Below are 25,152 nucleotides of genomic sequence, written 5' to 3' on the forward strand. Positions count from 1 at the left end.
TTCAATTACATTGATGAATACTTTAATTTATAGTCCTCCAGCAACAACTTCACATTCCCCTGATACTTTTGCTGCAACTCCCGCTCCAGCTCGTCATAGTATTCCCTATATCGTACGAAAGACATGAAATATGCGTTGTTGGGCTTACGATCCCTGAAAAGACCCCGGTAATGACTTCCTTCACTAAAACTGACGGTATCCAGATTTTGACAAATGGCATCGATCATCTCCTGCTTTTGAATCGATTTTTCTTCCTGAACTAAAGCAGGGTCAAAACTTTTATATAAACCATCCAGCGCTTTGGCTCCTCCGAGCATATAATTTACAAATTTCCGTTCATCTCCCCATTGGTCGATATACGTTTTATACGCTTCACTCTCTTTTCCGTATCGCTTTTTCAGAAAACGGATAGCCCCCTGATGCCCGATGAAAGTGGCCAGGTTTTCATTAAACTGCACACTATCTTTAACAAATAGAGTACCGTGGGTCAACTCATGCAAAATCAATTCTGCCAGTTCACCATCCCCATTATTTAAAAAATTAGACATTACCGGATCTGAAAACCAACCCAAAGTGGACCATGCGGAGACCGTCCGGATGCTGGTATCTTTCCCCAGCTCATCCATTGCCGCACGCTCTTTCCTTGCCTTCTCCAAATCAAAAAATCCTTTATAAGGAAAAGTCCCAACCAAGGGGAATTTCCATTCCACCGGCTTCAGCGCAAAAGGCTCACAGGCACTCACAACCCAAAGGGTGGGTTTTCCGCCCTGATCATACATCTTGGTATAATTCTGATTCTCGAAAATCCCCAACTCCTGAAAACCGAAATCACGGACCTCCTGAATGAGCCGTAACTTACTTTTTAAAGAGTCCGGATATTGCTCATCCTCAAGATAATCCTCGATAGGGGAAGCCTTCAACAGGACTTTCAACTGCCCCTGCGCCTGCATTAAACCATAAGCAATCAGCTCAGCATAAAGCAATGCCAAACCAAATAATACCAACAGGACTCCTAGAAGAATCTTTTTGAACATGTGAAATTTTAATCTTTATCCTACATCAATAATACAAAAAATAGCAATAATCCATCAAAGAAAGGTATTTTTATCCCCATGCATTCCAAAACATCCGCTATCGATCAAGGTTTGAATATAAAATCCAATAATCAGGTGGTATTATCGACATTTTAAAGTCGTAATTTTCACACAAAAATCAGAGAAAGCTTTGGCTTTGAAATTATCTTTCTTAAATTTCCAATCAGAAAGGAATCCAACATTCCGATTATTATAGCTGAATAAAAATAACCCTATATATTATGAGCGACGATAGACTCGAAAAGATGAAGTCACTCCAGGTGACCCTTGACAAACTGGACAAAGCCTATGGTAAAGGCACGGTTATGAAACTAAGCGATGAGCGTGTTTCTGATATCCCTGCTATTTCCACTGGTTCCCTTGGTTTAGATATCGCCCTTGGAATTGGCGGTATTCCTCGTGGTCGAATAGTGGAAATTTACGGACCTGAATCATCCGGTAAAACCACCCTTTCTATGCACTGCATTGCAGAAGCACAAAAAAGTGGCGGAATTGCAGCCTTTATTGATGCCGAGCACGCTTTTGACAAAGTGTATGCGGAGAAATTAGGCATTGACACAGAGAACCTGCTGATCGCTCAGCCTGACAATGGAGAACAAGCATTGGAGATTGCCGAGCACCTGATTCGCTCCGGCGCTATCGATATCATTGTCATTGACTCCGTAGCCGCTTTGGTTCCAAAAGGAGAACTGGAAGGCGATATGGGAGATTCCAAAATGGGACTTCAGGCGCGTTTGATGTCACAAGCTTTGAGAAAGCTGACGGGTGCTATCAACAAAACCGCCTGTACCTGTATTTTCATCAACCAGCTGCGTGAGAAAATCGGGGTCATGTTTGGTAACCCTGAAACCACTACAGGTGGTAACGCTTTGAAATTCTACTCCTCTGTACGTTTGGACATCCGCCGTATTGGTCAGATTAAAGAGTCTGCAGACAATGTAACGGGTAACCGCACAAGAGTGAAGGTCGTGAAAAACAAAGTAGCTCCTCCATTCAAACAGGTAGAATTCGACATCATGTATGGCGAAGGTGTTTCCAAAGCCGGGGAGATTCTGGACATTGGCGTTGCATTGGAAATCGTTCAAAAATCCGGCTCCTGGTTCTCTTATGAGGGCAACAAATTAGGACAGGGACGTGATGCTGTGAAAAACATCATTCGTGATAATCCGGAATTGATGGAAGAGCTGGAAGGAAAAATCAGATCCAAATCAGGATTGGGCGGAGAAGAAGAAGCTACTGAAATACCGGAAGCGGAAGCATAATCCACCGTATAGATCAAAAAAGGCGATACCGAAAAGTATCGCCTTTTTTATTGGCCTGAAATTTAACCCGGATTATTCCCTCGTTTAGCTGTTAGGCGGAAAAAATGAAGGAACAATTCCCTATTTCATTTTGCTCCAAAGAAAGCAGATGATGGAGGAGAATGCAAGCTTGCTCCAATTTGAGCTATTAATAATCAGAAAAAACACCAGTAACATACAGAAGACAAGCCCCTTGATTTGGTGATTTTTGCGGTGAATTTTGCGGTGAAAATTTCGGGCTATTGTCGAATCGCCACCACCGGATCCATTTTAGCCGCTACGCTGGCCGGAATCAATCCGGACACCAGACCGATAATGGAAGAGACCATCAATCCTACCAGAATATTTTTAAAAGAAAGGCTCAACTCCAATGATCCGGTAGGTGCATAGGTTAGCCCATAAACCAATACCAGGCCAGCAGCCCCACCGGCCAAGCTCAACAATACTGCTTCAAACAGAAACTGAAATAAAATATAAAACCTTTTGGCGCCTAGGGCTTTTTGAATCCCGATCAAATTGGTCCGTTCCTTCACAGACACAAACATGATATTGGCGATTCCGAATCCGCCGACCAGAATGGAGAACAAACCAATCACCGCCCCGGCTAAGGTCAGTACCCCGAAAATATTCTCAATCGCTCCTGCAATCACTTCCGGACGGTTTACGGCGAAATTATTCTCGTCTACGGGTTTTTGCCCTCTCAGGCGGCGCATCATGCCGACCACTTCCCCTTCCAGCTTTTCCAAACCTTCATCCTCGGGAAATCCCTTTATTACCATGGAAGCCCCTATCCCATTCTTTTTACCTACATAATATACTTTTCGGAAAAAGTTAAAAGGCACAAAACAAGTCTTATCCTTATCTATGAAGCTTACCAGGTTCTCCCCTTCCGAAGGCAATACCCCAATCACTTTACAAGCATTACCCTTGATCATCACCGTTTGCCCCAACGCATTGCCCAAAGGAAAAAGCTGCTGCCCCAAATCATGCCCAATAATCACCACGCCGCGCCCATTATTAGCTTCCATTTGTGTAAAGAACCTGCCCTGCTCCAGCTTTAAATCCATCATCTGGTCATATTGATGAGAAATCCCCATTAACATCATCCCACTGGCGCTGTTGTTATCCTTTTTGAATGTCACCCCATCTTTCATGGCCTGAATGGCAATACCGGAAGCTCCTTTAAGGTTATCCTCCAAAAAACGGAACTCCTCATAAGTAGGATGAGGACGCTGCAAATATTTCCACCAGGGATATTCCCCACCTACCCCCCAGGGCCATTTTTCCACATAAATGAGATCTCCGCCTAAAAAATCCAAACTCTTTTTTATCCCATTTTCCAGGGAATCCACTAACGTAAAAACCCCAATGATAGCGAAAATACCGACTGTCACCCCTAGCAGGGAGAGGATTGTTCTCAAAAGGTTAGATTTCAAAGCGGTGAGTGCAGAGCGAAAGCTCTCCCAAATCAGAAAAAGTGTCTTCAATGTTTTATGTAGATTAGTAGGAAGTTATTTGCAATAAAAAAAGAAAATTACAAAAAACTACATTTCATAGCATCCTTTTACTAAATTTGCATCTTGCATTTCGTATGCAAAAACCAGAAGCAGTTTCCAAACCATAAATTTTGCTGAATATACATGAAGTTATCAGAATTCAAATTTGAACTTCCTTCCGATCTGATCGCCCTGCATCCTTCTGATAATCGTGATGAGTCCCGTTTGATGGTACTTCACCGCGATACGGGTAAAATCGAACACAAAGTTTTCAAGGACATCATCGAGTATTTCGATGAAGGTGATGTTTTTGTCAACAATGACACTAAGGTTTTCCCTGCACGCCTTTATGGTAATAAGGAAAAAACCGGCGCTCAAATCGAAGTTTTCTTACTTCGTGAATTAAATAAGGATCTTCACCTTTGGGACGTTTTGGTAGATCCTGCGCGTAAAATTCGTGTTGGCAATAAGCTTTACTTTGGTGATGGTGAATTAGTAGCAGAGGTGGTGGATAACACTACTTCCCGCGGACGTACCATCCGATTCCTTTGGGATGGTGAGGACGAGGCTTTCTACAATCTTATCGACTCTTTGGGCGAAACGCCACTTCCGGATCCGATCATTGAGAAGAGAAAAGTAGCACCGGAAGACCGTGAGCGCTACCAGACCATCTATGCGAAAAACGTAGGTGCGGTTGCAGCTCCAACTGCAGGATTGCACTTCACCCCTCAAATCATGAAACGTTTGGAAATCGTTGGAGTCGACATCGCTTCCATTACGCTTCACGTTGGTTTGGGTACTTTCCGCCAGGTAGATGTGGAAGATTTGACCAAGCACAAAATGGATTCAGAGAATTTCCGTGTGGGCCCTGAAACAGTGGAGATGGTCAACAAAGCATTGGATGCGAAGAAACGTGTTTGTTCCGTAGGAACCACTTCTATGCGCGCTTTAGAATCTTCAGTATCGGCAAACGGTCGCTTGAAGCTGAATGAAGGATGGACGGATAAATTCATCTTCCCTCCATACGATTTCAAAATCTGTAACGCACTGATTTCTAACTTCCATATGCCGGAATCTACTCTATTGATGATGTCTGCGGCATTTGGTGGATACGAATTCGTAATGGAAGCATATCAGGAAGCTATCAAAGAAAAATATCGCTTCTTCTCCTATGGAGATGCCATGTTGATTCTTTAATTATAAAATACGGAAAAGAACGGCAGCTTCGGCTAGCCGTTTTTTTTTGCCATCAATTTTCAAGCATGAAAGAATACGTCATCATCGTCGCCGGAGGAAGTGGCAGCCGAATGGGCAGCAGTATTCCGAAACAGTTTTTGGAGCTGGACGGGAAACCGATTTTGATGCACACCATTGAAGCATTTCTTCTATATAATGGGGCAATTGAAATCATCCTGGTATTACCGGAAGGACAAATCAGTCACTGGGAGGAGCTGGTCCACAAACACCAATTCAGTGCAAATTTCACCATCGCCAAAGGGGGGACCTCCAGATATGCCTCGGTGAAAAGCGGCCTATCCAAGATAAAGGAAGAGGGCTTAGTGGCCATTCATGACGGGGTAAGGCCATTTGTGGACACCACTGTCATTCAAAATGCTTTTGAAACCGCCAAAGCAAAAGGAAATGCCATCACTTCGGTGGCCTTGAAAGATTCCATCCGAAAGGTTTTACCCACGGGGGGAAATCAAACCGAAGACCGTACACATTACCGCACCATCCAAACCCCGCAAACCTTTCAAAGCCAATTACTCAAAGGGGCTTATGAAGTGACGGAATTACCCACTTTTACCGATGATGCCAGCGTAATTGAACATGCCGGTCACGCCATCCATTTGGTCGAAGGGTCTTATGAAAATATAAAGATCACCACGCCGGAGGACTTATATATTGCGGAAGCCCTATTAAAAAAGCGCCACCGGTAGAAAGGTTTTTGACAAAAAAAGACTGAAGTGTTTACCTCAGTCTTTTTTTAATCTTGTCTTTCTAATATTCATCCTCATTAAAGAAGAAATCATCCTTCGTTGGATAGTCAGGCCAAATTTCCTCGATACTCTCGTAAGGCTCGCCATCATCTTCCAATTCCTGAAGGTTCTCCGACAATTCCAATGGCGCTCCTGAACGATTACAGAAATCGATCAATTCTTCTTTGGTTGCTGGCCATGGAGCATCTTCTAAATAAGAAGCCAATTCAAGTGTCCAGTACATTATATACCTCCTTTTTAATTAAATCTTGAAATATCTTTGCTATTCGAGTAATACTTAATTACACTAAGAAAATAGTCTCAGGGTTTTTAAGCTTCGGCAAAAATAGCAAAATTTATAAGCTAACAAAGCAAAGGATAAACAAATATTTTTATTAAGCAATGATAGAGTATTCACTTTTCAAGATTGTACATCAACATACTAAAAGCTGCCTCAGTTTAATCCTGATGCTGATTTGCTCAATCCCTGCCTTTGCGCAACTCACATGCAGTGACAAAGATCATACCACAATAGTACAAATTCTGCGGACAGCGGAAACGAAAAACTGGAGAGAACTCCCTGATGGAGAATCGCTTACTAAAATCGGAAAAGCATTCATCCCGACTCCTTATGTTGCGAACACTTTGGAACAGGGAATGAAGGAAGATAGCCTGATCATCAATGTCAGCGGAATGGATTGCACCACTTTTGTGGAGCAAGTTCTGGCTCTGGGAATGACCATCAAAAAAAATGATCCGTCTTTTGAAAAATTCGGTCAATCACTGGAATGTATCCGCTACCGGGGAGGAAACAAGGAGGGCTATTTCTCCAGACTTCACTACTTTACCGACTGGATAGATGATAATGAACATAAAAGCCTGATCGAAAACATTAGCCGGACATTAAGCCCGGAACAGCTTCCAATAGACCTGAATTTTATGAGCACACACCGCTCAGCCTATAAGGCGTTAGCGGATAATGACTCCCTGTGGCACATGACCCAACAACTGGAAAAAGAGATTAACCAAAGAGACCACTATTTCCTTCCTAAAGATCAAATAAGGGAGCAGGCGAGTCAGATAAAAAACGGAGACATTATTGCCCTGGTTACCAACATCAAAGGACTGGATGTTTCCCATGTGGGCTTTGCCTATTGGCAGGGAACCGAATTGCATTTTCTGCATGCGTCCCTAAAAAAGGGGGTCATGATTACGGAGGAAACCCTGAGTGATTATCTCGGAAAAATGAAATCAAACCGTGGGATAATAGTAGCCAGACCAGTCTATTAACCCGAATTATTCACCGCTAGATTTAGTGAGTTGATATAAGCATTTAATAATCAGCGTTTTGCGGTTTATTTTATCGAATTATCAATAACTCAAATTTGGATAGGCTTGCTTTCTCCTCATTCATCTGCTTCGTTAGGAAAAACTCGAAATAGGAAAAATTCCTTCATTTTTCCCGCCTTGCAGCTAAAAGAGGATTGGAGTATGAATAATCCGGATTAAATCCTGCAGAATGGTTATCGAAGCGCGGTTTTTTGGCTGAGGGATAGAGGGATTGTTGAAGCTCTTTTTTGCAGCCTGAAAGCGTAGCGGCTCGCAAAAAAAGCGACTCCCGAAAGCCCGGTACCGAGCCTGGGCGAGGTACAGCCCCTAATCCCTGCCTGTATTTGCCTACCCTTGCTTTTTCCCGAAATCAGCGGGAATTTTAAGGTGCGGCAATAATAACAAAGCCGGAATCCCACAGAAAAACACATATAAGAAAAAGGCGGTATAGCCCAGCTGAGTCTGCAACCAACCACTCACCATTCCCGGGAACATGACGCCCGCAGCCATAAAGGCGGTACAAAAAGCATAGTGACTGGTTTTCAGTGGACCATCCGCCAGGTAAATCATGAACATCATCAGGGCTGTAAAGCCAAAACCATATCCTAATTGCTCCAAAACCACGGCCAGCCCCACCCAAAGGATGTTTTCCGGTTGAAAATAAGCCAGCACCGCATAACCCAAATTGGGAATGTTCAGACTGAGCGTCATCCAGAAAATCCACTTTTTCAGCCCGAATTTAGAAATGGCCCAACCGCCCACAAGTCCACCGACGATCAAAGCCCCGACCCCAAAAGAGCCGTAAATTAACCCCTGAGCTTCATTATCGAGCCCTAAACCACCCACCTCCCGGGCATCCAACATAAAGGGAGCGACTAATTTCAACAACTGTGCCTCTCCCAATCGAAACAACAAAATGAACAACACGCCTATGGCGATATTCTTCTTCACAAAAAAAGAAATCAGGGTAGCCCTGAAGCCGGCAAGAAAATCAAAGCGTTCCGTTCTCTCCTGCTCGACCTTTGGGCAAAAAAAGTGGTGATACACGGCCAATCCGACTAAACAAGCACCCAGAATTAATAGCGCGGAAGTCCATACTTTCTGGAAATCATTTTGATAAGACTTGGCCAAAACCCCGGTCAGGTACACCAAAGGGCCCTGCATCAGAAACATTCCCAAACGATAAAAGACCGATCGCAGCCCCACAAAAAGGGATTGATCTTTTTCCGAAAGCCCCAACATATAGAATCCATCTGCGGCAATATCATGGGTAGCCGAGGTGAAAGCGATCAAAAATAAAAGAGCCATGGAAAGCTGAAAAAACCAGGGTAAAGGCAAAACAAAAGCCACTCCGGCAAACAAAAGCCCCATCAAAAACTGGGTAATGACCACCCACTCCCGCTTGGTTTTGTACAGATCAACAAAAGGACTCCAAAGAGGCTTGATTACCCAGGGAATATTCAAGAGGGAGGTGTAGGCCGCTATTTCTGTATTCTCCAGCCTCATATTTTTATACATGATGACCGATACGCTCATCACAAACATATAAGGAATGGATTCGGTCAAATACAAAGAGGGCACCCATTGCAAGCCCCTGGCGGTGGTCGATTTTCTTCTGTACAAAGCGAAAAAATTAAATGCTATTTAGAAAAATGGGCAGCCACGGCTTTCCGGACACTTCCGTGTGCTAACAATAAAGCCTCTGCCTTTCCATACTCCAGACCGGTAGCTTCCATGATCATTTTGGTACCACGATCCACCAGCTTTTCATTGGTCAGCTGCATGTCCACCATGCGATTCCCTTTTACCCGCCCCATGCGGATCATGCAGGTGGTGGAGATCATATTCAGTAACAACTTCTGAGCAGTACCCGCTTTCATTCGCGTACTACCCGTCACGAATTCCGGCCCTACCACCGCTTCAATTGGAATTTCAACCGCCTGACTCAATTTGGAACCGGCATTACAGGTGATGCCCGCAGTGAGCAGTCCATTCTCTCTTGCCTTGGCAATTCCCCCCAAAACATAGGGCGTTCTGCCGGATGCGGCAATGCCCACCAGCACATCATTTTCGTTTATATCGAAGGCTTTTAAATCTTCCCAGGCCTGCTGCTCATGATCTTCCGCTGCTTCCACGGCTTTCCGGATGGCCCGATCTCCACCGGCGATCAGGCCGATGACCTTTCCTTCCACGCCATAGGTCGGCGGAATTTCTGATGCATCCAGAATCCCCAAACGCCCGCTGGTGCCGGCCCCTATATAGAATAGTCTGCCGCCTTTTTTCATGCGCTCCACCGTGCCTTCCACCAGTTTTTCCACTGCCGGAATCGCCAGGGCAACTGCCGCATGCACCTTGGCATCCTCTTGATTCATATTCTCCAAAATCTCTCTGGCACTCATTTGATCCAGGTGCTCATATAAAGAGGAGGATTCCGTTGTACTCATATAATTATAGTTCTGTTTTTTTCTGATGATATTTTAACAAAGACCGAATGGGCGTTTTTTCAACCAACTCCAGATTCAATCCTTCATTTTTCAAAACTTCTTTCAAAATGTGCTGAAAATGCCAGGCCACTCCGCCCACCATGCGCAATTCGCAAGGGGTCTTGATCACCAGTGGTTTTAAATATTCCTGATAATATATTTCAAATTGCCCTTTGACCAAAGCCATAATTTCCGGCTTATGAATATGCTGCGCCAAAAACGGCACAAACTGCGCACAATAACGGTTAGCGGAAGAAGTTGCATAAAGTGCCTGAATAATTTCCGCATCCGTACTTTGGGCATACTCCCTAAAATCATGCAAAATCTCTAAAGACATTTTCTTACGCAAAATCTTTTGCAGCAATTCCTTTCCCAAAAGCGCTCCACTCCCCTCATCTGATAATAACCAGCCTAAAGAGGTGGCTTTTTCATCAATTCCTTCCCCATTATAATAAGCCGCATGTGCGCCGGTCCCCAAAATTCCCATCAGCCCTTTTTCTCTTCCGTAAAGCGCCCGGGCTGCGGCCAGCAGATCACTCTCCACCACCACCGTCGCCTGGGGAAAACAATACCGCAAGACATTCCTCACTTTTTGAACATTCACTTGTTGCCCGCAACCTGCCCCATAAAAGAAAATTTCCTTTACTGCACCAAAAGGCACCGGCCATTCCACGGAACGGATAATTTCCAGCATCTGCTCCCTAGATAATAATAGGGGGTGAAGCCCCTTGGTCTCAACGATTTCTTCAAAGGGTAAATTGGTAAATGCCCAGGAAGCCTTGGTTCCTCCGCTATCGACGATTAATTGGATATTGCTCATAAAAATTACCTTTCCCGATTTTGAGGCCAACAAAAAATGAACCCTTCAAGATAAGAAAAATCAAAGAGGAGCCCATAAACAAAAAAATCCCACGTCGGAAAAACGTGGGATTTAACTCTATTTTTTCAAGGCCCCTTAGGCCAATGCTCTCAATTCTGTATTCAACTGATCCAGCAATTGCTTTTTCACTTGTACCTTGCGCTCTTTCAGATCGGTTTTGCTGTCTACCAACTTCCCGAAAGCCGAACCAAATTTCTCCGCATTCTCACGGTAAAGATTCAATTCATTCATATCGCGGTTGTACAATTCTCTTAACATGCGAATCAATGACTTCAACTGATCTTCTTCCGACTTTTGTTGAAATCCTTTCACTTTCTGAGAAGTCAAACGATACAGGAATGCACGCTCGGTGACCATATCACAGGCATTAAAGAAACGATCGGCCATTTCTTTAAACTGACCTTTTGGTAAGCGACCGGATTTTTTCCACTCTTCCTGCAAAGCTTTCACTTCTTTCACCGCATCCTGATCAGCACGACCTGCCAAAGCTTCTACTTTTTCCAAAAGGGCCTGCTTTACTTCCGTTACTGCTCCACGCTTTTCTTCTTTGCGTTGCTTACGGACAGGATCCAATTTGGCATAAAGTGCATCAGTCTCCTTCTTAAAGCGCTCCCACAATTCATTGCGAACTTTTACCGGCACTACCGGCAATTGCTTCCACTCCGGAATCAAAGTAGAGAATTCAGCATCTACTTTTTTTAGATCTTCCTCTTCCAACAAGGCATGCGCTTTGGCAATCAAAGCCTCATAGCCTGCGGTTTTCTCCTCCAACTCTTGCTTACGGGATTCAAAAAATGCATTTCTCTTCTCGAAAAATTCATTCATGATCGCTTCCATACGACCCTCGATCTCTTCACGGCTTTCTTCCGCTACGGCACCGGTTTTCAACCAACGCTGCTTCAGATCTTTGAATTTTTCTCCGGCTTCCCGTAAATCTTCGATTTCCCGAATGACTTCCGCCTCTGCCAGAAGAGCAGTTTTAATTTCCAGGTTTTTGGCACGGTTACGGTCAATCAATTCCCGAATCAACACCTCGTACTGATTAAGCGTCTCAAAAAGAGGCTCATAATCACCTAAGGCATCAAATTCTGACAATTGCTTACGCAAGTGCACCAATTTCATTAAAAAAGACCCTTTATTCGTAGCCTCATCGATGGTTTTGGCCAGGTCGTCTACTTTTTGTTTTGCGAGTTCAAAGCGGTCTTCGAAATATTTAATCGAGGCAGCTTCATCTTCTTTCACGTCACCAATTTCGCGCTCAGGAAACTCGAGAAATCCATTGCGAAAAATTTTCCCGTCTTTGATGTACCCGTACTTGTTCGGTTCCAATGTATTGTGGATTAAGTTATCGTATTATAAGTACGTCTTTAAAATTGACTTTCGCAAAACTAATTAAATACCTTAAAAGAAACAGGGTTAAACCCAAAAATTAGCATATTTGCAATATTATATAAATGGAAACTTGATCCTGGCATAATACGCCAAATCAGCACTGTAAGTATCCATATTTAATAGAGAAAAAACCATACTATAGTATAATGAGTGATAATAAGATCATCTTCTCAATGGCGGGGGTTACCAAAACTTATCCCCCACAAAAAACAGTTTTGAAAAATATTTACCTGTCCTTCTTCTACGGTGCCAAAATTGGTGTTTTGGGTCTGAACGGATCGGGTAAGTCCAGCTTGCTTAAGATCATTGCTGGTTTGGACAAAAACATTCAGGGTGAAGTAGTTTCTGATAAAGATTACTCGGTAGGGTATCTGGAGCAGGAACCACAATTGGATCCTGACAAAACGGTTAGAGAAATCATTGAGGAAGGTGTTCAGGAAGTGGTTGATCTTCTGAAAGAATTTGAAGACATCAATTTAAAATTCGCGGAACCGGAAATTCTGGAAGACCCGGACAAGATGAACGATTTGATTGTTCGTCAGGGTGAAGTACAGGAAAGAATTGATGCTTTGGATGGTTGGAATCTGGATAACCGATTGGAGCGCGCAATGGACGCCCTTCGCACCCCTCCGTCTGATCAAAAAGTAGGCGTATTATCAGGTGGTGAGAAGCGCCGCGTGGCTCTTTGCCGCTTGCTATTAAAAGAGCCGGACGTTTTATTATTGGATGAGCCTACCAACCACCTGGATGCGGAATCAGTATTCTGGCTGGAGCAGCACTTACAACAATATAAGGGTACTGTAATTGCCGTAACCCACGACCGTTACTTCCTGGATAATGTTGCGGGCTGGATTTTGGAGCTTGACCGTGGTGAAGGTATTCCATGGGAAGGCAATTACTCTTCCTGGTTGGAGCAAAAAGAGAAGCGTTTGGCGATGGAGAAAAAGCAGGAAAGCAAGCGCCAAAAAACTTTGGAACGCGAGCTGGACTGGATCCGTATGTCGCCAAAAGGCCGTCAAGCGAAGCAAAAGGCGCGTATCAACTCTTACGACAAACTGGTTTCAGAAGAGCATAAGGAGAAGGAACAATCATTGGAATTGTTTATCCCTGCCGGACCACGTTTGGGATCGAAGGTGATTGAAGCTCAGGGCGTATCCAAAAGCTTTGACGATAAATTACTGTATGAGGACTTAAATTTCATGCTTCCTCAGGGGGGTATTGTGGGAATCGTAGGGCCTAACGGTGCCGGTAAAACCACACTATTCAAAATGATCACCGGGCAACTGGCGCCGGATGCCGGTACTTTTGATGTGGGATCTACTGTAAAAATCGGTTATGTTGATCAGGAGCATGACAATCTTGATCCGAACAAAACCGTTTGGGAGGTAATCTCCGGAGGAAATGAATTGATGCTGGTAGGAGAGAAAGAAGTGAACTCCCGTGCCTACGTTTCTAAATTCAACTTCTCCGGTGCAGAGCAACAAAAACTAGTGGGCGAGCTTTCCGGTGGACAGCGTAACCGCGTGCACCTGGCCATGACTTTGAAGGAAGGCGCTAACCTGTTGTTACTCGATGAGCCGACCAACGACCTGGACATTAACACCCTTCGTGCCCTGGAGGAAGCTTTGAATGAATTCGGTGGTTGCGCCGTAATCATTTCCCACGACCGTTGGTTCCTGGACCGTGTTTGTACTCACACCCTGGCTTTTGAAGGAGAATCTCAGGTAAAATGGTTCGAAGGAAGCTTCACCGAATACGAAGAAGATCGCATCAAGCGATTGGGCGGATTAATGCCAACACGTATTAAGTATAAAAAACTGACGAAATAAATAGTGTATTCCAAGAAGGGACCACCCCTTCTCCCAGAAATTCATTTTTCTTGGAAACAGAATGTACTAACCTTAACATTTTCAAGGCGAAACCGTGGTTTCGCCTTTTTTTCCTCACAATGTTGTCCTATCTTTGCGCAACTCTCGCTCGAATGCGAAAAGTTGAAGATATTTTCGAGAATTATTTGATTAACAATCTCGAAAACACTACTTTTGCAGTCCTGTATTCTGAAGAGGAAAAAACAATTAAAAAAAATATATAAGTTAAAGCATGGCAAATCATAAGTCAGCGTTGAAGAGAATCCGTTCCAACAACGCAAAACGTTTGAGAAACAGATATCAACTAAAATCAACTCGTACTTTCATCAAGAAATTGAGAGGTACTAAAGATGCTGCTGAGGCGCAAGATCTTTTCAAAAAAGTATCTTCAATGATTGATAAGCTAGCTAAACGCAACATCATTCACAAAAACAAAGCAGCCAACAACAAATCTAAATTGGCGAAATTTGTGAACGCACTATAAGAAACTTAGAAAACCTCACTACTCAGTGAGGTTTTTTTATGCCTTTTCCAATCTTACATCAGCCATAAAAAGCAGCAAAAAACATTTTTTGTGATGGTAGCTTTTATTCAAAAACTACCTAATGACCTACCCTAGCCAACAAAACCAACCTATTAACCTCTGGGCAGAGGACGATCGCCCTAGAGAAAAGCTTCAAAATATCGGCAAGCAAAACCTCAGCAATGCCGAGCTGCTGGCTATTTTACTTGGCAGTGGCAGTAGAAACAAAACGGCCGTACAATTAGCGGATGAAATCCTAAATGAGTACGAGAACAGCCTCCGGGCACTTTCTCACTCCCAAATCAAGGAGCTCACCAAATTCCGGGGAATGGGAGAAGCCAAGGCCATCACCCTCATTGCAGCCATGGAATTGGGAGAGAGAAGATTGAGGGAAGAAGCGAAAAGCAGAACCAGAATCACCAAATCTATGGTAGCGTACGAGGCCATTCAACCCCACTTTTTAAACCTCAAACATGAGGAGTTCTGGATTCTTTGCCTGAACAATGCCAATGAGATACTGGAAATCTGCAAAATTTCTGAAGGAGGTTTAAGCCACACCCCGGCCGACCCCCGCATCATTTTTCAGAAAGCCATTGAAGTCAGAGCCACAAGAATCATCCTCACCCACAACCATCCCAGCGGCAATTTGTACCCCAGCCATTCCGACATCAATCTAACCAAAAAAATAGCCGAAGGCGGTAGAATTCTGGACATCATGGTGGTAGACCACCTGATCTATACCGACAATGGCTACTACTCCATGGCTGATGAAAACAAAATGCCCTAAGCCGAATTATTCAACGCCAAAATCAGAAAATCAACTTAAGCAACTTATTTTCAACTCAATAAATTTCATGTTTTCTGATTTAAGCCCAATCAATCACTGCTAGATTTAGCTCTTCACCCTAAGCAGCTTATCTCCAACCTACCAACCTAATAAAGGTATGCTTTTTAATAACCCAAATTGGTCCTAGCTTACTTTCTCCTCAACGCTCTGCTTTCTTGGAAAAAACTCGAAATAGAAAGCTATTTCTTCAAATTCTCCGCCTTGCAGCTCAACGAGGATTTAATCATGAATAATCCGGGCTAAAAAAAGCACAAAAAAAATCCGCAATACTGAATCAGCATTGCGGATTTTTTTTATCCCGATTACTATTTTTTTACCAGGAAAGCACTAATGCCGTCCAAACCGCCAGGGGCACTACCGTCCCTAAAACAATTTGAGTATTTCTTGCCCTTCTTTGGGCTGTCATTTGAGCTTTCTTGCTTTGTTGTTGCTGCAACTGCTGCGCTAAAACCGCCTGCTCTTCCGCCTTAATAGTGTCTAATTTTTTCTTATAAGATTTTGCCTCCTGGTTATTGGGATACTCTGTCAAATAATGATCCACATCCTCCGATGCCAAACCATAATCTCCCAAGTGATAATGAGCAATTCCTCTTAAAAAAAACACTTCTTTTTTATAAGGCTGGCGCTCTGCTACATAATCCAAATCCTCAATAGCTCCCTCGAAATCACCCACTTGCAACCTGGTCGCTCCCCGATCAAGATGAATAGCGGAGTAATAAGGCATAATGTCAATCGCCTTGGAAAATGCCGCTATTGCCTCTTTAAATTTTTCTTCTTTGGCAAGTTCACGGCCCTCCTGGTGATATCGCTGATACTCCTCTACCCCTTGCCCAAAACCGACACCAGCGAGCAAAATCAATAGAAAAGTTATAGCAATATGTTTACCTTGTTTCATGAGTGTTGAACTATATTTGACATTTAAACAACAAAAATCTTACCATATATTCTAAAATAATGGCCAAAAAAATAGCTTTGATTGTATTTTCCGTGATTTTCATTGGAATTATTGTTTACTCCTTTCAAACCGACGATAAGCAAAACCAACCGGAAACCTACCTTGCTTCCATCAGTGAGCATCGCTCGAAGCAAAATGATTTTTTTAAAAACAGCGAACAATCCCCACTAACGGAGGAGCAGAAAAAATCATTCCAACATTTAGATTATTTCCCTGCTCAGACCGATTTCTGCCTACAGGCAAAAGTGAATCGCACCTTTTCTAACGAAACAATAGCAGTACAGACTTCCTCCGGAAAAGCGAAGACTTACTTCCCCTATGCCTACTTAGAGTTTGAGATTCAAAAACAACCCTTTAAACTTTTAGCCCTGCAGCCCACCGCTCATCCCGATATGCTTTTGGTTGCTTTCACAGACAACACCACAGGACATGAAACCTATGGCGCCGGACGCTACATCGAAATTCCACTACCGAAAGAGGACCTGATTACTTTGGATTTTAACAAAGCTTTCAACCCTTACTGCGCCTATTCGGATGGCTGGAGCTGTCCAATCCCTCCTTTGGAAAACCATCTCAACATTCCTGTTACTGCCGGAGAAAAGGCTTTCCAGAAAACACTTTAACCTAATCACCGCACAGATTCTCTCAGAATTATCGCCTCTCATTCAACTTTTTAGAAAAATTGGCAGACATCTTTTTCCAATCCAATAAAAAACGCGCATTTGCATTATTTTAAATGAGGGAATCTATTAATTTTGTTTTTTAGAATAGATTGATTTGCATAGCATTTTCTTATGAAGATTTCAGTTAACTGGCTAAAAGAATATATTGATATAAACCTGGCCACAGAGGCTTTAGGGGATGCCCTAACCGCTGGAGGTTTGGAAGTAGAAGGTCTTGAAACCATTGAGTCCATCAAAGGAGGTTTGGAAGGCGTTGTGATTGGGGAAGTTTTGACTTGTGAAAAACACCCCGACGCTGACAAATTAAGCAAGACGACGGTAGACCTGGGGAATGACAACATTGTTCCGATTGTTTGTGGCGCGCCAAATGTAGCAGCCGGACAAAAAGTGGTGGTCGCGACGGTGGGCACCATGCTTTACCCTGATGGTGGCGAAGGTTTCAAAATCAAAAAAGCAAAAATCCGTGGAGAGGTTTCCATGGGAATGATTTGCGCAGAGGACGAATTAGGCCTGGGGACTTCCCATGATGGCATCATAGTATTGGATACCGACAAGCCAAACGGTACGCCGGCTGCCGAATACTTCGAGATCAAAAACGAGGAGGTATTTGAAATTGGCCTGACCCCGAACCGTGCTGATGCGGCTTCTCATGTAGGTACTGCCCGTGATATTGTAGCGCTGACGGGTGAAAAGCTCAGAATGCCTTCCGTAGAGGACTTCAAAGTAGATAACCATGATTTGCCGATAGCGGTAACAGTGGAAGACACGACCGCCTGTCCGAGATACAGTGGCCTGACCATTTCCGGCTTAGAGGTGAAAGAATCACCGGAGTGGTTACAGAACCGCCTGAAATCTATTGGTCTGGCACCTATTAATAATGTAGTAGATGTGACCAACTTCGTTTTACATGAATTGGGACAGCCACTTCACGCTTTCGATGCGGACCAAATCACTGGCAATCAAGTCATCGTGAAGCAATTGCCGGAAGGCACAGCATTCACCACTTTGGATGGCGAGAGTCGTAAACTTTCCGATAAGGATTTAATGATCTGTAATGCAGAAGAAGGAATGTGTATTGCAGGAGTTTTCGGCGGTGAAAAATCGGGAGTTACCGAAGGCACCACCAAAATCTTCCTGGAAAGTGCTTATTTCTCCGCAGACAGCATCCGACGTTCTTCTCAGCGCCATACTTTAAAAACAGATGCTTCTTTCCGTTTTGAAAGAGGAACAGATCCGAACATTACGGTGTATGCATTGAAACGTGCAGCCCTATTGATTCAGGAAGTGGCGGGTGGCCAGATTTCTTCGGAAATTACCGACATCTACCCGACTGCTGTCGAAGATTTCGTAATTCCGGTGACCTACACTTATATCAATAAGTTGATCGGTATCGAAATTCCAAAAGCGCGTATTAATCAGATCCTGACAGATCTTGACATCACCCTTCAGGATATTTCAGAAGAAGGCTTCACGGCCATTGTCCCTCCTTACCGAGTAGATGTTACGCGTCCGGCGGATATTGTGGAAGAAGTATTGCGTATCTATGGACTGGATAACATTCCATTGGAGGAAGCATCGGGCACCGACTATTTGGCTGACTTCCCTGCCAACTACCCTCAGAACAATGAGCGTAAGGTAGCGGAAATTTTGACTGCCAATGGTTACTATGAAATCATGACCAACTCCATCACCAACTCCAATTATAAGGCAGAGGTGAAAGAAGAGGAGCAGGTGAAAATCCTGAACTTCCTTTCGGAAGATTTGGATGTAATGCGCCAGCAAATGGTATTCAACTTCCTGGAGGTAATTTCGCACAACCATAACCGCCGTCAGAGAGATCTGAAGCTTTATGAGTTTGGAAATGTTTACTTCAAAGAAGAAAACGGATACCGCCAAAACAGCCGTCTGGCCATGGCCATCACCGGTAATTTTGAAGCAGAAAACTGGATTAACCCAAGTCGTCCGGTAACTTTCCACGACCTGAGCGCCCAGCTTTCGAAGATTTTCGAAGTGTTCAAAATCAGCAAGCTTAAAACAGAGAAGATCAGCAATGAGATTTTCGCTTATGGCTTACAGATTGGCACCAGAAAGCAACAGCTAGGATATGTAGGACTGGTACAACCGGAATTGGCAAAACAATTCGGCTTAAAAGAAGAAATCTTCTTTGCTGATTTGGATTGGGATGCCATCATGGCATTGGTGAATAATGACATCGTATTTGAAGCGGTATCAAAATTCCCTGAGGTGCGTCGCGACCTTTCTTTGGTTATCGATAAGTCGATCGATTTTGCACAAATCATGGAAGTGGCCCAAAAAAGCAGCAATAATTTGATCACCAACATTAACTGTTTCGACGTTTATGAAGGAGATAAGATTGATGCGGGCAAAAAAGCCTATGCACTATCATTCATCTTGCAGGACAAAAACAAAACCCTGAATGACAAGGTGATCGACAAAACCATGAACAAATTACAGTCGAGTTTCGAGAAACAATTAGGCGCGGTGATCCGCCAATAATTGTAAGAAAAGCATAAAAATAACCATTGCGGTAGGTTTTTTTTAGCCTACCGCTTTGATTTAGCTTATATGTTTCTGTATTTTGAAGATTAGAAATTTAATCTTTGGATTATTACATATAAATAAATTTAGATCTGGAATTTCCGTCCTAGGTGTTGATCGGCAATCAGCCTATGAAAAACAAGCAAATCCATAACGATTTACATGCGTTGGAACGCAAGGTGAGACTCATTCTCGCAGAACATCAACAACTCAAGCAAGAGGTGCAGAATTTGCGTGCCGAAAATCAGCAGCTGCAACAAGCCCTTCAAGCCAAAGACGAGCAGATTTCCGATTTCAAAAACCAGTTAAATATAAGTTCAATTGCAGGTAACCTTAAAGATGGTGTATTGGATACCAGTGGCCTTAAGGTACTGATAGATGAATATATTTCGGAAATTGATAAGTGCGTCACGCATTTAAGCAAATAATTATGGGGGACCTATCGATCAAACTAAAAATTGCCGACCGAGAGTACCCTATGAAGGTCGCCATGGAGGATGAGGACAAAGTCCGACAAGTAGCTGCAATGATCAATGATAAGATCAAGGATTACCGTTCACGGTATCGTTGTGATGATCGTCAGGATCTACTGGCCATGATTCTTTTTGATTCCATGGTGAATCAGGTAGAAAACCATGAACATGAAAACGCTATTGAACAAAAGGTCAGCTTTCTAAATGACTTATTGAACAACAGCCTGTAGAAACTATAACCTGAAGACCCTAAAATATATTTTTTCAGACCAAAGCCGAATGTCCATCACTTAGAGAATCGTTTCCTGCTAAAACGATACGAAAATGGAAATATTCATTTACGTTGCAATCACTGCGGTTGTGGCGCTAGGTATCGGTGTTTTTGTTGGGCGAAGTTTGCTATTAAAAATGTTCCAAGCGCAAGAGCGTGAGGCGCATCAGAATGCAGAACGCATCGTAAAAGACGCCAAGATTGAAGGAGATTCAATCAAGAATACCAAAATTTTGGAGGCGAAGGAAAAGATCCTTTCATTGAAAGCGGATTGTGACAAGGAGATTAACAAGCGCAAGAATCAAATGAATACGGTTGAGAACCGGGCAAAGCAGAAAGAGCAGAACCTGAATAAACAACTGGAAGTCGCCAAGAAGAAAGATGCGGAGTTAAATCGTATCAAGAAGCAGCTGGATGGTGAATTAGCGACCATTGATGAGAAAAGAGCGGTTGTAGAAGCAGAGAGAAACAAGCAGATTGAGCTATTGGAGCAAATTGCGAGTCTTTCTGCCGAAGACGCAAAAGCGGCATTAATGAAACAGATTGAAGATGAAGCCAGAACGGCCGCATCTGCAAGAGCAAAGGATATCGTGGACGAGGCGAAAATGACCGCCAATAAGGAAGCGAAGAAAATCGTCATCCAAACGATTCAGCGTACGGCTACTGAGCATGCGATTGAAAACTGTGTATCGGTTTTCAATATTGAGTCTGATGATATCAAGGGTAAAATTATCGGTCGTGAAGGACGTAACATTCGTACTTTGGAAGCGGCTACTGGTGTGGAAATCATCGTGGATGATACTCCTGAGGCGATTATCATTTCCGGATTTGACCCTGTTCGTCGTGAAGTTGCACGTTTGTCTTTACACCGTTTGGTTGCGGACGGTCGTATTCACCCTGCCCGCATTGAGGAAGTGGTTGCTAAAACGACGAAGAACATTGAAGAAGAAATCGTGGAGATTGGAGAGCGTACCTGTATTGATTTGGGCATCCACGGATTGCATCCGGAATTGATCAAATTGGTGGGACGTATGCGATTCCGTTCTTCTTACGGACAGAACTTGTTGCAGCACTCCCGCGAAGTCGCGAAACTGTGTGCTACTTTGGCCTCTGAGCTGGGATTAAATTCCAAGATGGCCAAGCGCGCAGGTCTATTGCACGATATTGGTAAAGTATGGCCGGAAGAACCGGAATTACCACACGCCATTTTAGGAGCGGAATTGGCTAAGAAATACAAAGAACATCCGGACGTTGTGAATGCTATTGGAGCACACCACGATGAAATGGAGATGACTACTTTGATCGCGCCAATCATTCAGGCTTGTGATGCTGTTTCCGGTTCCAGACCGGGTGCGCGTCGTGAAGTGATGGAATCTTACATCAAGCGCCTGAAGGATATGGAAGCATTAGCGATGAGCTTTGAAGGTGTCAACAAATGTTTTGCTATTCAAGCCGGTCGTGAGTTGCGTGTATTGGTAGATTCCGAGTCGGTTACGGATGAGCAGGCTGGAGGTCTTTCTTTCCAGATTTCTCAGAAAATCGAGAAAGACATGCAGTATCCGGGGCAGATCAAGGTCACGGTAATCAGAGAAATGAGATCTGTCGCATACGCGAAATAAGCAGATTGAAAATAAAATTTTTAGCCTCTTCGGAATTTCCGGAGAGGCTTTTTTTTGCTCTAAAATGTCGCCCCCTCCTTGCAGATTGATGACCACACGTACTTTGGCAAGAGCTAACGGGCCAGGGATGGAGGCAGTGGCGAAGCCAGTTGTGGGAGCTCTTTTTTGCAAGCTAAAGCGAAGCGGCTTCGCAAAAAAAGCGACTGCCGACAGCGCGCCCACGCTTGCCGTGGGGCCCCTAAATAAAAAAGAGGCCGTCTCAAAAGTAAAACCTAGTCTCGGAGAATCGCATATTAGAAAACGCTCCGGTGGGAGGGTACTTGCATTTTTGACAAAAAAAGAGGCTATCTCGAATTATGAGACAGCCTCCTTTCTGTTGGTATGTTTTTACTTATGCTTCCAAAGCCGCCATCGCCTCAATTACAGTCGCGCCAATATCTGCCGGAGATTGTACCACATGAATGCCGCACTCTCCCATGATTCTCATCTTAGCTTCGGCTGTATCATCCGCACCACCGATGATCGCACCGGCATGGCCCATACGCTTTCCTTTCGGTGCTGTCTGGCCTGCAATAAAACCTACCACCGGCTTCGGGTTACCCTGCTCCTTAATCCAGCGGGCTGCTTCTGCTTCATAGTTACCGCCAATCTCACCAATCATCACGATAGCGTCGGTTTCGTCATCATTCATTAACAGCTCCACCGCTTCCTTGGTAGAGGTTCCAATGATCGGGTCACCTCCAATACCGATAGCGGTTGAAATTCCCATTCCGGCTTTTACCACCTGATCCGCTGCCTCATAAGTCAAAGTACCGGATTTAGAAACAATTCCAATACGACCTTTTTTGAAGATGAAGCCCGGCATAATCCCCACTTTCGCTTCTTCAGGCGTAATCACTCCCGGACAGTTAGGACCTACCAGGCGTGCGCCATGCTCTTTCACAAAAGCCTTGGCCTTCTGCATATCCAATACCGGAATACCTTCGGTAATACAAATAATGACACCAATACCTGCTGCTGTGGCCTCCATGATCGCATCTGCGGCGAATGCTGGTGGCACAAATATGATGGAAACATCAGCCCCGGTAGCATCTACTGCTTCCTGAACAGTGTTAAACACCGGACGCTCCAAATGCTGCTGACCACCTTTACCAGGAGTCACACCACCAACGACATTGGTTCCGTATTCTATCATCTGACCCGCATGGAAGGTACCTTCAGAACCAGTGAATCCCTGTACCAACACCTTCGAATCTTTATTTACTAATACACTCATGAATATTTTAGGTTATTGTTTGATTTCTGCTTGCGTATATCAAAGATAAAAAGTCCCGTTGATTTAGAAACAGAAGATCAAAAAAATATGCTTCCCGAAAATAGAAATTAGCTTGGAATTTTACGGGATTGTTTGAATTAGAATTAAATAAAACCGATCAATCATCACAATTTCACCCTCAGCTGATTAATTTATCACAACAACAGGCTAAGCTCCCCAAAAAAATCAGCACAAAAAAAGCGGACTACAAAGTCCGCCTTTTATTGCATCAATATCTTTTTGAAAACTAGAATCTAAATTGCATCTGGGTAATGAACAATCCTTTTGAATCTACCCAATTAAGCCCCTCATCGTAAATCGGGCGGGTAGAGTAAGCCATCGTCAATTTGACATTGTGTCCTGCAATCAACCAATGCGCCCCAAAATCCCACTGCCTGGAGGCCTCATTCAATCCTTCAAAATCTTTATACTGCAAAGCGGCGAAAGGCTGCAAACGTCCGGATTCACCAATAGTAAATGGCATAACATACGCCAGGTTTAAATAACCAACATTACCCGTTCCTAAATAGTACTGGGAAATACCCCCACCTTGCGGAATACTTCCTGCAGGGTCAGAAGCACCCGGATTCATCACACCAATAGTATTTAAATAATTCGGACCATAATCAAAGCGATACCATGCCGCATAAACATTCAATGCAGCACCTTTGGCCATGGGCTCTTCATAGAAAATATCTACGGCTGTTGCCAAACTCCCCTGAGACTTCACATCATCAACGGTCGGATTCTCCACACCTTCTTCTACCCAGCCCATAGCACCGCCATCATAACGGAAACCGGCTCCAAGATTCAGAAATCTTCCTTTTTCCCCTAAGTGAGACATGGTGTTAAATGGAGTAAAACCCGGTTTTTCTTTAGTAAAGAAATGATACTCTAAATAAGCATTATAGCTCAAATCAGAAGTACGCAGGTTATAGGCCACATCCGGATCATTCTTTTCCGCTATTTCCTCCTTTGTCATAATTTTGGAAACATCACTTGGCTGGAATGGCTGGTTGATGGACGCCATATATTTAAAACGACCCGTCATCCCCTGAAAGAAAACCCCCATTTGTCGAACGAAATCATCCGTTACGTTTACCTGCGGGAAGTTGAAAGAAGGGTTATCCAAAGTGTTCGTTCTCCAATAGCTCACCAAGGACAGACGAGACAGTCCCATGAACATATGCTGCCCAGCACCAATAAAGTGATCGCCCTGTCCCAAACGAATTTTACCCCAGAAATCATGTACGAAAATCGGTTGATGTGACACTCCCTCCGTAGGATGAGAGGTAATCCCGATCTGGGTGAAAATAAAGTATTTGTTTTCAATATTCGCATAGGCCAATAGTCTCAGGCGACGCATGGCAAAATCCTCAAAATTTGTTTCCGGTAATTGCGTGTTGCGATCGATAGTTCCCGGATTATATTCCCCCGCTCTGAACCAGGTTTGCGCCCCAATACCATATTTAAAATAAGAGTTAGCTCCTATTGGAATGGTCATCCCCTTGGACAACTGATCTGCCGCACGTTGAATTTGAGATTTTTTTTCCTCTACTGGCGCAGTCTCCTCCCCCTCTGCAAATATAAATAAGGGAGCCATGGCCAAAAGAAGCGATAGAAGTAGTGTTCTTTTCATAAATTTTTCTAAAATTCGATTCACAAAAGTCGCCATCAATTCCGCTTTAGAAGCTAACATGGGTCAGCTTTCGATTTTTTTTAGGGAGAGATAAGTCATAAAAGTTTGAATTTTTACAATTCAGCTCCGGGATTAACAATTTTTTATAGCTTGAATGCATTTTCTACAAAATTAAACAACATTGGTATTATTTAATGGAAGAAATGAAAAGCCTGAAAGAATACACCAAAGGCCAATTAGCCTTACGCAATGGACAGGACAAAGAAGAAATATGGGTGGCTCACGAAGGAATCATTTATGACCTGACGAAGTCCCGAATGTGGAGAAATGGTCAGCACTATGAACACTGGGCCGGGCAGGACCTGACAGAGGAATTAGCCGATGCCCCTCATTCGGAAAAAGTCTTTGAAAAATTTTCCCCGGTAGGAAAATTGAAATAATGGCCA

Annotated in this window: 23 protein-coding genes; 13 read left to right on the plus strand and 10 right to left on the minus strand. The window is 43.7% G+C overall.

Annotated elements, in window-relative coordinates; translation table 11 throughout:
- Nucleotides 1–5: 5 nt before the first annotated feature.
- Entirely contained in the window at nucleotides 6–1,034 is a 1,029-nt protein-coding gene (locus AAA970_RS12200) for an aminopeptidase (RefSeq protein ID WP_338237343.1), read from the minus strand.
- Between the two features lie 281 nt (nucleotides 1,035–1,315).
- Between AAA970_RS12200 and recA the strand changes: the two genes are divergently transcribed.
- A complete protein-coding gene (gene recA / locus AAA970_RS12205) occupies nucleotides 1,316–2,356 on the plus strand; it encodes a recombinase RecA (protein WP_053405890.1) in 1,041 nt (346 codons plus the stop codon).
- A 278-nt stretch (nucleotides 2,357–2,634) separates the two neighbouring features.
- Here the strand turns inward: recA and AAA970_RS12210 are convergent, their stop codons facing one another.
- The gene (locus AAA970_RS12210; protein WP_338237344.1) at nucleotides 2,635–3,816 is read right to left on the minus strand and encodes an ABC transporter permease; all 1,182 of its coding nucleotides are present in this window, start codon (nucleotides 3,814–3,816) and stop codon (nucleotides 2,635–2,637) included.
- A 219-nt stretch (nucleotides 3,817–4,035) separates the two neighbouring features.
- On the opposite strand from AAA970_RS12210, the gene queA reads away from it, so the two are divergent.
- Together queA and AAA970_RS12220 are read left to right on the plus strand one after the other, a co-directional pair.
- Nucleotides 4,036–5,088 (plus strand): tRNA preQ1(34) S-adenosylmethionine ribosyltransferase-isomerase QueA, encoded by a 1,053-nt coding sequence (queA, locus tag AAA970_RS12215; RefSeq protein WP_053405893.1) that lies wholly within the window; start codon nucleotides 4,036–4,038, stop codon nucleotides 5,086–5,088.
- Between the two features lie 65 nt (nucleotides 5,089–5,153).
- Entirely contained in the window at nucleotides 5,154–5,831 is a 678-nt protein-coding gene (locus AAA970_RS12220; RefSeq protein WP_338237345.1) for a 2-C-methyl-D-erythritol 4-phosphate cytidylyltransferase, read from the plus strand.
- Between the two features lie 61 nt (nucleotides 5,832–5,892).
- Here AAA970_RS12220 and AAA970_RS12225 read toward each other — a convergent pair whose 3' ends face one another.
- Nucleotides 5,893–6,114, minus strand: coding sequence for a DUF2795 domain-containing protein (locus AAA970_RS12225; protein WP_053405895.1), 222 nt, complete (start codon nucleotides 6,112–6,114; stop codon nucleotides 5,893–5,895).
- Between the two features lie 158 nt (nucleotides 6,115–6,272).
- On the opposite strand from AAA970_RS12225, the gene AAA970_RS12230 reads away from it, so the two are divergent.
- On the plus strand, nucleotides 6,273–7,160 hold the full coding sequence (locus tag AAA970_RS12230) for an N-acetylmuramoyl-L-alanine amidase-like domain-containing protein (RefSeq protein WP_338237346.1): 888 nt from the start codon (nucleotides 6,273–6,275) through the stop codon (nucleotides 7,158–7,160).
- A gap of 387 nt (nucleotides 7,161–7,547) precedes the next feature.
- Here AAA970_RS12230 and AAA970_RS12235 read toward each other — a convergent pair whose 3' ends face one another.
- From AAA970_RS12235 to AAA970_RS12250, 4 genes are all read right to left on the minus strand, one after another.
- Nucleotides 7,548–8,822: an MFS transporter gene (locus AAA970_RS12235; protein WP_338237347.1), complete on the minus strand. Its 1,275-nt coding sequence runs from the start codon at nucleotides 8,820–8,822 to the stop codon at nucleotides 7,548–7,550.
- Between the two features lie 17 nt (nucleotides 8,823–8,839).
- The gene (murQ, locus tag AAA970_RS12240) at nucleotides 8,840–9,643 is read right to left on the minus strand and encodes an N-acetylmuramic acid 6-phosphate etherase (protein WP_053405898.1); all 804 of its coding nucleotides are present in this window, start codon (nucleotides 9,641–9,643) and stop codon (nucleotides 8,840–8,842) included.
- A 4-nt stretch (nucleotides 9,644–9,647) separates the two neighbouring features.
- Nucleotides 9,648–10,502, minus strand: coding sequence for a hypothetical protein (locus AAA970_RS12245; protein WP_338237348.1), 855 nt, complete (start codon nucleotides 10,500–10,502; stop codon nucleotides 9,648–9,650).
- Between the two features lie 135 nt (nucleotides 10,503–10,637).
- Complete coding sequence (locus AAA970_RS12250; protein WP_338237349.1) at nucleotides 10,638–11,891, minus strand: DUF349 domain-containing protein; 1,254 nt, start codon at nucleotides 11,889–11,891, stop codon at nucleotides 10,638–10,640.
- 209 nt (nucleotides 11,892–12,100) lie between these two features.
- Here AAA970_RS12250 and ettA point away from each other — a divergent pair, with 209 nt between their 5' ends.
- The 3 genes from ettA (at nucleotide 12,101) to radC (ending at nucleotide 15,132) form a co-directional block, all read left to right on the plus strand.
- Nucleotides 12,101–13,783 carry an energy-dependent translational throttle protein EttA gene (ettA, locus tag AAA970_RS12255; protein ID WP_060687209.1) on the plus strand — a complete coding sequence of 561 codons (1,683 nt, stop codon included), beginning with the start codon at nucleotides 12,101–12,103 and terminating at the stop codon, nucleotides 13,781–13,783.
- 271 nt (nucleotides 13,784–14,054) lie between these two features.
- A complete protein-coding gene (gene rpsT, locus AAA970_RS12260; protein ID WP_053405901.1) occupies nucleotides 14,055–14,306 on the plus strand; it encodes a 30S ribosomal protein S20 in 252 nt (83 codons plus the stop codon).
- Between the two features lie 121 nt (nucleotides 14,307–14,427).
- Complete coding sequence (gene radC, locus AAA970_RS12265; protein WP_338237351.1) at nucleotides 14,428–15,132, plus strand: RadC family protein; 705 nt, start codon at nucleotides 14,428–14,430, stop codon at nucleotides 15,130–15,132.
- A gap of 373 nt (nucleotides 15,133–15,505) precedes the next feature.
- Here radC and AAA970_RS12270 read toward each other — a convergent pair whose 3' ends face one another.
- A complete protein-coding gene (locus AAA970_RS12270) occupies nucleotides 15,506–16,087 on the minus strand; it encodes a tetratricopeptide repeat protein (protein ID WP_338237352.1) in 582 nt (193 codons plus the stop codon).
- Between the two features lie 59 nt (nucleotides 16,088–16,146).
- Between AAA970_RS12270 and AAA970_RS12275 the strand changes: the two genes are divergently transcribed.
- From AAA970_RS12275 to rny, 5 genes are all read left to right on the plus strand, one after another.
- Nucleotides 16,147–16,770: a DUF1684 domain-containing protein gene (locus tag AAA970_RS12275; RefSeq protein ID WP_338237353.1), complete on the plus strand. Its 624-nt coding sequence runs from the start codon at nucleotides 16,147–16,149 to the stop codon at nucleotides 16,768–16,770.
- A gap of 171 nt (nucleotides 16,771–16,941) precedes the next feature.
- Nucleotides 16,942–19,347: a phenylalanine--tRNA ligase subunit beta gene (gene pheT, locus AAA970_RS12280; RefSeq protein ID WP_338237354.1), complete on the plus strand. Its 2,406-nt coding sequence runs from the start codon at nucleotides 16,942–16,944 to the stop codon at nucleotides 19,345–19,347.
- A 173-nt stretch (nucleotides 19,348–19,520) separates the two neighbouring features.
- Nucleotides 19,521–19,817 carry a hypothetical protein gene (locus AAA970_RS12285; RefSeq protein WP_338237355.1) on the plus strand — a complete coding sequence of 99 codons (297 nt, stop codon included), beginning with the start codon at nucleotides 19,521–19,523 and terminating at the stop codon, nucleotides 19,815–19,817.
- 2 nt (nucleotides 19,818–19,819) lie between these two features.
- On the plus strand, nucleotides 19,820–20,092 hold the full coding sequence (locus tag AAA970_RS12290; RefSeq protein ID WP_053403889.1) for a cell division protein ZapA: 273 nt from the start codon (nucleotides 19,820–19,822) through the stop codon (nucleotides 20,090–20,092).
- Between the two features lie 94 nt (nucleotides 20,093–20,186).
- Nucleotides 20,187–21,752, plus strand: coding sequence for a ribonuclease Y (gene rny / locus AAA970_RS12295; protein ID WP_053403888.1), 1,566 nt, complete (start codon nucleotides 20,187–20,189; stop codon nucleotides 21,750–21,752).
- Nucleotides 21,753–22,143: 391 nt separating this feature from the next.
- Here the strand turns inward: rny and sucD are convergent, their stop codons facing one another.
- Nucleotides 22,144–23,028 (minus strand): succinate--CoA ligase subunit alpha, encoded by an 885-nt coding sequence (sucD, locus tag AAA970_RS12300; protein WP_338237356.1) that lies wholly within the window; start codon nucleotides 23,026–23,028, stop codon nucleotides 22,144–22,146.
- Between the two features lie 286 nt (nucleotides 23,029–23,314).
- On the minus strand, nucleotides 23,315–24,766 hold the full coding sequence (locus tag AAA970_RS12305; RefSeq protein WP_338237357.1) for a hypothetical protein: 1,452 nt from the start codon (nucleotides 24,764–24,766) through the stop codon (nucleotides 23,315–23,317).
- 152 nt (nucleotides 24,767–24,918) lie between these two features.
- Here AAA970_RS12305 and AAA970_RS12310 point away from each other — a divergent pair, with 152 nt between their 5' ends.
- Complete coding sequence (locus AAA970_RS12310; RefSeq protein WP_084792852.1) at nucleotides 24,919–25,146, plus strand: cytochrome b5 domain-containing protein; 228 nt, start codon at nucleotides 24,919–24,921, stop codon at nucleotides 25,144–25,146.
- Nucleotides 25,147–25,152 lie beyond the last annotated feature (6 nt).

The sequence above is a fragment of the Persicobacter diffluens genome (assembly GCF_036244895.1).
Classification (GTDB): domain Bacteria; phylum Bacteroidota; class Bacteroidia; order Cytophagales; family Cyclobacteriaceae; genus Persicobacter; species Persicobacter diffluens.